This is a genomic window from Novipirellula methanifontis (genome assembly GCF_052161655.1).
In the GTDB taxonomy this organism is placed as follows: domain Bacteria; phylum Planctomycetota; class Planctomycetia; order Pirellulales; family Pirellulaceae; genus Novipirellula.
Window position 1 is genome coordinate 7,687,657 of record NZ_CP197418.1, and the last position, 10,522, is coordinate 7,698,178.

Sequence of the window (10,522 nt, forward strand, 5' to 3'; positions counted from 1 at the left end):
CAGAGCTCATTACATTAAACGATCGCGTTCTCAAAGACGGACGCCATCTCTTGACCATATCGGTCGACCGAGTATTGACTCGTCGACCTCTGGCGTGCCGACTTCCCGATTCGGCATCTCAGATCGTGATCGTTCGATAGACGCCGAAGTACAGAGGCCAATGATTGAACATCTCCAGGAAGATGCCCTAACGCATCGATCCCATCACGGAACAATTCGGCTGCACCCCCTGCCGATGCAACAACCGTGGGGCGACCACAGCCTATCGTTAAAACGGCTCGCTCGATGAAGCGGCGGTTTATGGTACCGCCCTTTCGGCAGCCAGGATCAGCGCTCACTACGCTGCATCGCAAACACAAAGTGGTGATACAACCCCACCATCATTGACATCAATCGAAGAAACCACCGGTGCAGATTCACTCGTCTTCCTGGCTCGGTTCAATGAGAACGTGGTCAACGTCGATGTGACCGACTTCGTTGTCAATGGTGCGACGCCTTGATCGTAAGGCGGTACGACCGCAAGCGAAGCGTAGTCGGATTCACCAGAAATCCAGTACCTAAGGAATCATTGCCCATTGCCTGCACGCGGCACCGACGAACGCGAAAGTCAAAGGAACAGTCGTCAACTCAATGGGATTGCATCGGTGCGGCATTTTGCCGCGCCGCTCATCGTGGGGCTTGAAACACCCTATTCTCAGGTCTGTTATTCGCAGTTTTTCGGTATTCCGCTCTGCAGGTGCAATTGGTGCATTTGTTGCAACTAGACTATCCCCCACCTCCAAAGGGCGAAATGCCAACAGGTTCGTTTGCGATTCTGCTGATGATGCTCCACCTTAGTCGCTTCCGTCCCTGGTAACTTCCGATTGTCAGTCAACCCAAACCGTGGCCCCGCACGGATGGAAAAGGCTCGCCAACTTAATAGCAAAAGGAGGTGACACTTTTTTCAGCAATTATTTCCACAGTTTTGACCCGCAATGACAAACACCCCGGCCCCACTGCTCGAAATCAACACATCACGCCAGTTTACGAATTGGATGCATGAGCAGCGATTGAGTTTGGCATTGACCACGTACCAGGCTGGGAAGCTGTTTCTGCTCGGTCTACAACCCGATGGCAGACTGTCCGTTTTTGAACGTACTTTCAATCGTTGTCTGGGGCTTTGGGCCGATGGCCAAACAATGTGGATGTCCTCGCTGTATCAACTATGGCGATTCGAAAACGTGCTTGAGCCTGGTCAAATCGCTGGTGGATACGATCGGCTATATGTTCCTCAGGTTGGCTACACGACGGGCGATTTGGATATTCATGACGTCGCTGTCGAATCGAGTGGCCGGGTGGTGTTTGTCAACACGCTCTTTGGCTGCTTGGCCACGTTCAGCCAGACGCATAGTTTTGTCTCGCTGTGGAGTCCGCCATTTCTCAGCAAGCTGGCCGCTGAAGATCGCTGTCACCTGAACGGTTTGGCCTTAGAGAACGGTCTGGCGAAGTACGTTACTGCGGTGAGCCAATCGGACGTCGCGGACGGTTGGCGCGATCGCCGGCACGATGGTGGCTGCGTCATCGATGTGCAGTCCAACGAGATTGTCGCAACGGGTCTTTCGATGCCCCATTCGCCTCGCGTCTATCGAGACAAGCTATGGGTACTCAATTCAGGCACCGGCCACTTTGGATTTATCGACCTCTCGGCGGGTCGATTTGAAGCGGTAGCGTTTTGCCCTGGGTATTTGCGCGGTCTGTCGTTCCACGGTGACTATGCCATCGTGGGTCTATCGAAACCGCGCGAGAACAAAACATTCAGCGGACTGGAACTGGACATCAACCTGCAAGCGGGCGATGCCGAGGCACGCTGCGGGTTGCAGGTGATCGACCTGAAAAGTGGCGATGTGGTCCACTGGATCCGTGTCGAAGGAGTGGTCACGGAGCTATATGACGTGGTAGCCCTGGCGAATGTCTTGCGACCGCAAGCCCTGGGTTTCAAGACCGATGAGATACGTCGTGTTTTAAGACTTGGTTTGGAGCAATCTCTCTGAGAGTAGAGCATTATCATGAAAATTTCGAAGCAAATCTCTAGGTTGTTGCACCGCGTTCATGGCGACTTGAGTAGAACGAAGACGCCGCGCCGTCATCGGCTACGTCGTTTACTCATCGAGCAAATGGAAGAACGCCGCTTGCTCACGACGATCGACCTCGGGACGCTGACTGCCGCTCAAGGCTCGACGATCTTCGGCGCGGACGCGGATGACCAGAGCGGCTTTTCGGTGAGCAGCGCTGGTGACGTGAACGGGGACGGCTTTGACGACCTGCTGATCGGTGCCCGCGTGGCCGATGCGTCGAACAACGCCAAATCGTCTGCGGGTGACAGCTACGTGATCTTCGGCGGTGCCTCGCTGCCGACGACGATTGATTTGGCCAACCTGGGAACGGCCGGGATCACCATCTTCGGAGCGGGCGAGGGTGACTTTAGCGGCGGTTCGGTGAGTAGCGCTGGAGACGTGAATGGGGACGGCTTCGACGACCTGCTGATCGGTGCCTATCGTGCCGATGCGTCGGGCAACGTCAAATCGGGTGCGGGTGACAGTTACGTGATCTTCGGCGGTGCCTCGCTGCCGACGACGATCGATCTGGCCAACCTGGGCACGGCTGGGATCACCATCTTCGGAGCGGACGTTACGGACTTTAGCGGCATTTCGGTGAGCAGTGCGGGTGACGTGAACGGTGACGGCTTCGACGACCTGCTGATCGGTGCCAACCGTGCCGATGCGTCGGGCAATGCCAAATCTTATGCGGGTGACAGCTACGTGATCTTCGGCGGTGCCTCACTGCCAACGACGATCGATCTTGCCAACCTGGGCACGGCCGGGATCACCATCTTCGGAGCGGACGCGAGTGACAGGAGCGGCGATTCAGTGAGCAGCGCAGGTGATGTGAACGGTGACGGCTTCGACGACCTGCTGATCGGTGCCAACCGTGCCGATGCGTCGGGCAATGCCAAATCTTATGCGGGTGACAGCTACGTGATCTTCGGCGGAGCCTCGCTGCCAACGACGATCGATCTGGCCAACCTGGGCACGGCCGGGATCACCATCTTCGGAGCGGACGGGTTTGACTTTAGTGGTTATTCGGTGAGCAACGCTGGAGACGTGAACGGGGACGGCTTCGACGACCTGCTGATCGGTGCCTACGTTGCCGATGCGTCGGGCAATGCCAAATCGGGTGCGGGTGACAGTTACGTGATCTTCGGCCGTGCCTCGCTGCCGACGACGATCGACCTGGCCAACCTGGGGACAGCCGGAATCACCATCTTCGGCGCGGAAGCGAATGACTTTAGCGGTTGGTCGGTGAGCAGCGCCGGTGACGTGAACGGGGACGGCTTCGACGATCTGCTGATTGGTGCTTGGTTGGCGGATGGATCGGGCAACGGCAATTCGCAGGCGGGTGACAGCTACGTGATCTTCGGCGGTGCCTCACTACCGATGACGATCGATCTGGCCAACCTGGGGACAGCCGGGATCACCATCTTCGGAGCGGACGCGATTGACCAGAGCGGTCGTTCGGTGAGCAGCGCAGGTGACGTGAACGGGGACGGCTTCGACGACCTGCTGATCGGTGCCTGACGTGCCGACGCGTCGGGCAACGCCAAATCGGAGGCCGGTGAGAGCTATATAATCTTCGGCGCTGACTTCACCGCAGCAGTCACGCATCAGGGGACAGCGGCGGCAGAAACGCTGACAGGTAATGCAGCAGCGAATGTGATGATCGGCGGCTTAGGTAACGATACGCTCATTGGCGGTGGCGGGGCGGATGTGCTCCGTGGCGGCGAAGGCAACGACGTGCTGGCGGTGAGCGACCTGTCGTTCCAACGGATCGTTGGCGGCAACGGTACGGATACATTGCGGCTCGACGGGACCGGGTTGTCGCTGGACCTGACCACGCTGCAGGACAACCGATTGTTAGGGATCGAGCAGATCGATATCACGGGATCTGGCAACAACACGCTGACGCTCAATCAGCGCGAAGTCCTAAATGTTTCCGATGAATCCAATACGCTAATCGTTCGCCGCAACTCAGGCGACACGGTCAATATGGGAAGCGGTTGGACTCAGGGGGCCAACGAAACCATTGGTGCTGACACCTTTGAAGTCTTTAGTCAGGGTCAGGCAATCCTAAAGATCCAATCGACCGTGGCTCTGTCTATTATCATTGACTTAGCGACGCTGACTGCCGCTCAAGGCTCGACGATCTTCGGCGCGGAGGCGGATGACCTAAGCGGCATTTCGGTGAGCAGCGCTGGTGACGTGAACGGGGACGGCTTCGATGACCTGCTGATCGGTGCCCACGGTGCCGATGCGTCGGGCAATGCCAAATCGAATGCAGGTGACAGCTACGTGGTCTTCGGCGGTTCCTCGCTGCCGACAACGATCGATTTGGCCAACCTGGGCGCGGCCGGGATCACCATCTTCGGAGCGGACGCAAGCGACTTCAGCGGTTGGTCGGTGAGCAGCGCGGGGGACGTGAACGGAGACGGCTTCGACGACCTGCTGATCGGTGCCCCCGGTGCCGATGCGTCGGGCAATGCCAAACCGGATGCGGGTGACAGTTACGTGATCTTCGGCGGTGCCTCGCTGCCGAAGACGATCGATCTCGCCAACCTGGGCACGGCCGGGATCACCATCTTCGGAGCGGACGCGAATGACATAAGCGGCGATTCGGTGAGCAGCGCAGGGGACGTGAACGGGGACGGCTTCGACGACCTGCTGATCGGTGCCAACCGTGCCGATGCGTCGGGAAACGTCAAATCGCTTGCGGGTGACAGTTACGTGATCTTCGGCGGTGCCTCGCTGCCGACGACGATCGATCTGGCCAGCCTCGGCACGGCTGGGATCACTATCTTCGGAGCGGACGTTACGGACTTTAGCGGCATTTCGGTGAGCAGTGCGGGTGACGTGAACGGGGACGGCTTTGACGACCTGCTGATCGGAGCCCACGGTGCCGATGCGTCGGGCAACGCCAAACCGGATGCGGGTGACAGCTACGTGATCTTCGGCGGTGCCTCACTGCCAACGACGATCGATCTGGCCAACCTGGGCACGGCCGGGATCACCATCTTTGGAGCCGACGCGGGTGACTTCAGCGGTTGGTCGGTGAGCAGCGCTGGGGACGTGAACGGAGACGGCTTCGACGACCTGCTGATCGGAGCTCTCCATGCCGATGCGTCGGGCAACGCCAAATCGGAGGCGGGTGACAGCTACGTGATTTTCGGCGGCGCCTCGCTGCCGACAACGATCGATCTCGCCAACCTGGGGACCGCCGGGATCACCATCTTTGGAGCCGACGGGGGTGACGATAGCGGTGGTTCGGTGAGTAGTGCGGGAGACGTGAACGGGGACGGCTTCGACGATCTGCTGATCGGTGCAGCCGATGCGTCGGGCAATGCCAAGTCTTATGCGGGTGACAGCTACGTGATTTTCGGCGGTTCCTCGCTGCCGACGACGATCGATCTGGCCAACCTGGGCACGGCCGGGATCACCATCTTCGGAGCGGATGTGGATGATCAGAGCGGCCGCTCTGTGAGCAGCGCGGGTGACGTGAACGGGGACGGCTTTGACGACCTGCTGATCGGTGCCTATCGTGCGGATGCGTCGGGCGACGCCAAATCGAGTGCAGGTGAGAGCTATGTAATCTTCGGCGCTGACTTCACGGCAGCAGTCACGCATCAGGGGACGGCGGCGGGAGAAACACTGACAGGCACGGCTGCAACCGATGTGATGATTGGCGGTCGAGGTAACGATACGCTCATTGGCGGTGGCGGGGCGGATGTGCTCCGTGGCGGCGAAGGCAACGACGTGCTGGCGGTGAGCGACCTGTCGTTCCAACGGATCGTTGGCGGCAACGGTACGGATACATTGCGGCTCGACGGAACCGGGTTGTCGCTGGACCTGACCACGCTGCAGGACAACCGATTGTTAGGGATCGAGCAGATCGATATCACGGGATCTGGCAACAACACGCTGACGCTCAATCAGCGCGAAGTCCTAAACGTTTCCGATGAATCCAACACGCTAATCGTCCGCCGCAACTCAGGCGACACGGTCAACATCGGCACCGGCTGGACGCAGGGAGCCAACGAAACGATCGGAGCGGACACCTTCGAAGTCTTTACTCAGGGGGCGGCCGTTCTAAAGATTCAGTCGGTCAATCAAGCCCCAACTGGATTGGCTTTAGCACCGACGTCGGTGCCAGAGAATGAGCCGGCTGGCTCAACCGTCGGCACATTGACCACGACCGATCCCGATGCAGGCGACACGTTCACGTATAGTCTGGTTGCGGGCACGGGTGACACGGACAACGCTGCCTTCACGATCAGTGGCAATACAATAACGACGAATTCCAGTTTCAACTTTGAGGCGAAGAACAACTACAGTATCCGAGTTCGCTCGACTGACCAGGGTGGGCTAAGCTTTGAGCAAGCCATTACAGTCACGGTTACGGATGTGCCCAATGAAACAATCAGCCTGGACACAGAGAACACGGCGACGACCACATTAGTTGGTGGATGGTCCCCAAGCGTTTCGACACCCGGTTTCGAGGGTGCATACTACGTTTATACCTTGCCAGGATCCAACTCGACCGCGACGTTCACACCGACGATTACGGACGCTGGTCAGTACGAAGTGTTCGTGAAATACAGTTCGCACGCCAATCGTGCCAGCAATGCCAAATTCAGTGTGACGCACGCCGATGGGACGTTTGTGGTTTCGCAAAACCAGAAAACTGGCGGTGGTGTGTTTCAATCACTAGGCCTGTTTAACTTTGCAATAGGCACGGATGGCCATGTCATCATCGACGCCGCTGGCTCCGATGGTTACGTGACTGCCGATGCAGTGCGATTTGCATTTGTCGGAGCCCCCGTCGCCGTACCGTCCGCTAACCTTGCCAATCCGACTTCCGGACAAACGCTCACCGCTGCGGCGCTCAATGCCGACAAATTCATTGACGTGACCTTTCATTCAACGGCGGGCTTGGACGAGGCAACGGTGGTCGACGCGGCTCCTGAGTTCACTCTCTCCGGTCCTGGCGTCGGCACCGCCGTGATCGATGGAGCCGGTGTGCTGCAGTCGGGAACGACGTACCGGTATTCGTTTGCCGGATCGTTTGTCGCCGGCGATGTGACCGTGAATTTCACTGCTGGTGCGTTCGCCAACACCACTGCAAGTGGTAACCTTGCCGAGCAAGAGTCGTTTACACTGACCGATGGCATGTTGCGCATCACTCTGGATAACACGGACGCGACTCAAGTCAACAACTGGGCCGTCAGCGAGTCCACGGTTGGCTACGTCGGACCCAATTACTTGTACGCCAACGCGGGCGGGGCTGGACGGTTGGTTTACACACCAACCATTCCGTCGGATGGCTCCTATGAAGTATTCGTCAATTACACAGGCGGAAGCTCGCGAGCATCCAACGCGGCCTATGAAGTTGTCTCGCAAAATGGAACGTCGGTCGTACGGGTGGATCAACGCACCGGTGGCGGAGAGTATCAATCACTCGGCATGTTCAACTTCTTGGTCGGCACATCGGGCAGCGTGACGCTACGAGCGTCCGATGCAGATGGCTTCGTCGTTGGTGATGCCGTCCAGTTTATCCGAGTCGGCAGCACAACCGGTGCGCCGACCGCCACTCTTGCTGATCCCATCGCGGGTGCCTTAATCGTGGAGACCGCAATCAATGGTCAAAACTATATCGACGTCACATTCGCGAGCACTTCAAGATCGGGTCTCGACGTTGATTCCATCATGGATTCACAGCAAGAGTTTACCCTTACTGGCGCCGGGGCTGTTGGAGTGACTGTTAGCGGTACACCGATATCCAATTCAGGTGCAACCTACCGTTACGCCACGAGCAACGACTTTTCGCCTGGAGCGGTGGACGCAGTATTTGCGGCAGGAACGTTTGCGGACCTGTCAGGGAATGCGAACATCGATTCGATCGCTAGTTTTGTTGTCACCGAAGATTTGCAAGAAGAAGTGATCGTCGATAATTCCGGTCCTGGATTTACTTTGAATGATCCAAGCTCACGTTTTTTCAACAGTACCTCAGTGGGCGGTTTTGTCGGCTCGAACTACTTAGCCGCACAAACCGGTTCGACAGCGACCGCGACTTGGACACCGACACTGGCCAATTCAGGTCAACAGTACCAAGTCTATGTTCGCTACACGTCGCACGAACTGCGAGCGACCAACGCGACTTACGTGGTAACGCACAATGGGGGAACAACGACTGTTGTGGTTGACCAAACGAGCGGGGGAGGAACCTGGGTACTGTTAGGCTCCTTCGCGTTAAGCAATGGCTCCGCATCGGTGCAACTTCTAACACAAGATGCCAACCAGCATGTTGTCGCCGATGCTGTGCGGTTCGTTTTGGAATAACACCCGAGTGGATCTTAGCTAAGCATCGGCCAAACTTCAGGTCGCACAATCGGTAGTGGACGAGGCAATAAGTGCTTGGCCGATGCAAAGGCATAGCTCTGTGTCGAATGCTCGTTCGCCTCCGTGTGAAATCAAATGAGCATAAAGAGGCGAGGAGCATAAAAAAGGGGGGGGTATTTTGGGCCGCATCTTCTACAAATCTATTGTCTCAAAGCCAATTAGAGCAGCTCGAGTCACCGACTGGGGCTCTATATGCCAGGCACCAAATGCGCTGATGAAGCAGGCCGAATTTACCATGCGTTGAACAGAGGTAATGACCGCCGAGAGCCTTCCTTAAACCGGAGGACTATCTTGCGTTTCTGCGAACCTTGCAGCAAGAGCTAGAGAAGTATCCGGTCGATTTGTTGCCTATTGCCTGATGCCAACGCATTGGCATTTAGTCGTTCGGCCTCGCGAACACGGTAAGATGGGAAAGCTGTTGGACTGGGGCTCTGCAACGCATACGTTCCGGTACAATTCACACAACCTCGAGTCGGAATGGGGCATCTCTACCAGGGCCTCTTCAAGAGCTTCCCCTGACAGGAAGATGAGCATTTTCTCACTGTGTGCTGCTAGGTCGAACGCAATGCATTAAGCGGAAAATTAGTTGCTCGTGCAGAAGACTGGCCCTTCGGCTCGCTGCATCGGCGGCACGCTGGCAAGGATTGGGATCCATCTTGGCTTACTTCGTGGCCGATCCGAAGACCTCCTCATTGGCTCCATCGTGTCAATACATCGCTTTCAAAGAAAGAGCTTGATGTCATTCAAAACTCGGTCAAGCGTGGTTGTGCGTATGGCTCTAAGGATTGGATAGCGGAATTGTGAAAGAACGGGGACCTGGTCAACAACACGTCCGCGAGGTCGCCCTCGTAGCAAACCAAAGGTCAAGGCGGTTCAGAATGCTCAAAATGAACCCTTTCCCTGGTATGTCCCCTAGATCATCAAAAATCGACAGAAGGACCATTCAAGAAGCCTAGAATTTCGGTGCGAAACTGAACGAAATACAATCGCCCTAGACGTTTATTCGCACGACAGCCCCCTTGCGGACGAGCAAGGGCGTAGACTGCGCCCTCCGGAGTGTATACAACCTCGTGTATGGCAAAGGCGTGACTTGAACCCGGCACGATGGCAACAAAGTGCTTCGTGATGACGCATCAGCGAATACTCAAACGCAAAAATCAATCTCGGGGGCGGCACATGACTAGCTCAAGTACCCGTAGCAACAACCATCAAACGGCCAGTTTTCGTGGGGGGCGGATTCTCTTGCCCAGAGATTTGCTTGGAGCCAAATCTGCAAATCTCTGCGAGGACGACGGAGTCGCAATCGTCAGCGATGCTCAGGACGGTGATAACTGCATCTTGGACGAATGTTTTGAATCGGTCCCAATGTCCAACGGGGATAGGACGATTGGCAGCTTGGGATTTTCGAATGCGAGGCCGTTTGGTTTCGTCAACAGCGTCGAGGGATACAGGATCGCTAGTAACGATGACGTAGTCATTTGGAACCAAGTCGCTTCGCTGACATCCTGTTTCGCGAACTCCACCATTGATCTCGACCGAGCGTTGAATGAGGCCAGGATTGAATTCAGCTCAGGTTTACAAATAAAGTCGCAGCCAAACGATGACAACCCAGCCAGCGGCATCGAAAAGTCCTTCGACAACTTTCGCATCACCGAGTCGGTGACTCTACCCGCATCTTTGTGCGTGCGTCATGACCTGAACGGGTTGATCAGCATCACCGGCACCCAGCTCGATCAAGCGTTGACCGCGTTTGACCCCATTAATAACTGTCTGATTTGGTACGGAGCGATCGACAGCAACCCATACAACGGCGCCTACACATTCAGTCGTGTCGGAGCGGGAATCGACTTCGCGATGACACGTGTCAAGGAAAGCTGCCTGACGCCAGGCGGTCGTTGGTACGAACGCCCAACGCTATCCGGCATGAGCATCCACTACGCCTCCGACCAAAATTGACAGAATGCGATCAACTCAGTCATGAATTCACTTCTCGCTCACTAGAAATTCATTCACAAATTGCTACTACAGCCTTTTTG

Annotated in this window: 5 protein-coding genes; 4 read left to right on the forward strand and 1 reads right to left on the reverse strand. The window is 56.6% G+C overall.

Features of this window, described 5'->3' with window-relative positions; genetic code table 11:
• Positions 1 to 14: 14 nt before the first annotated feature.
• Positions 15 to 338 (reverse strand): glycosyltransferase, encoded by a 324-nt coding sequence (locus tag SH528x_RS27360; RefSeq protein WP_442506618.1) that lies wholly within the window; start codon positions 336 to 338, stop codon positions 15 to 17.
• 636 nt (positions 339 to 974) lie between these two features.
• Between SH528x_RS27360 and SH528x_RS27365 the strand changes: the two genes are divergently transcribed.
• The 4 genes from SH528x_RS27365 to SH528x_RS27380 all read left to right on the forward strand — a co-directional run bounded on the left by SH528x_RS27365 (position 975) and on the right by SH528x_RS27380 (position 10,442).
• Positions 975 to 2,030 (forward strand): TIGR03032 family protein, encoded by a 1,056-nt coding sequence (locus SH528x_RS27365; protein ID WP_442506619.1) that lies wholly within the window; start codon positions 975 to 977, stop codon positions 2,028 to 2,030.
• Between the two features lie 15 nt (positions 2,031 to 2,045).
• Positions 2,046 to 3,614, forward strand: coding sequence for a beta strand repeat-containing protein (locus tag SH528x_RS27370; RefSeq protein ID WP_442506620.1), 1,569 nt, complete (start codon positions 2,046 to 2,048; stop codon positions 3,612 to 3,614).
• A 111-nt stretch (positions 3,615 to 3,725) separates the two neighbouring features.
• Complete coding sequence (locus SH528x_RS27375) at positions 3,726 to 8,426, forward strand: beta strand repeat-containing protein (RefSeq protein WP_442512185.1); 4,701 nt, start codon at positions 3,726 to 3,728, stop codon at positions 8,424 to 8,426.
• 1,236 nt (positions 8,427 to 9,662) lie between these two features.
• Positions 9,663 to 10,442, forward strand: a complete 780-nt coding sequence (locus SH528x_RS27380; RefSeq protein ID WP_442506621.1) for a hypothetical protein — start codon at positions 9,663 to 9,665, stop codon at positions 10,440 to 10,442.
• The last annotated feature ends 80 nt before the right edge of the window (positions 10,443 to 10,522 follow it).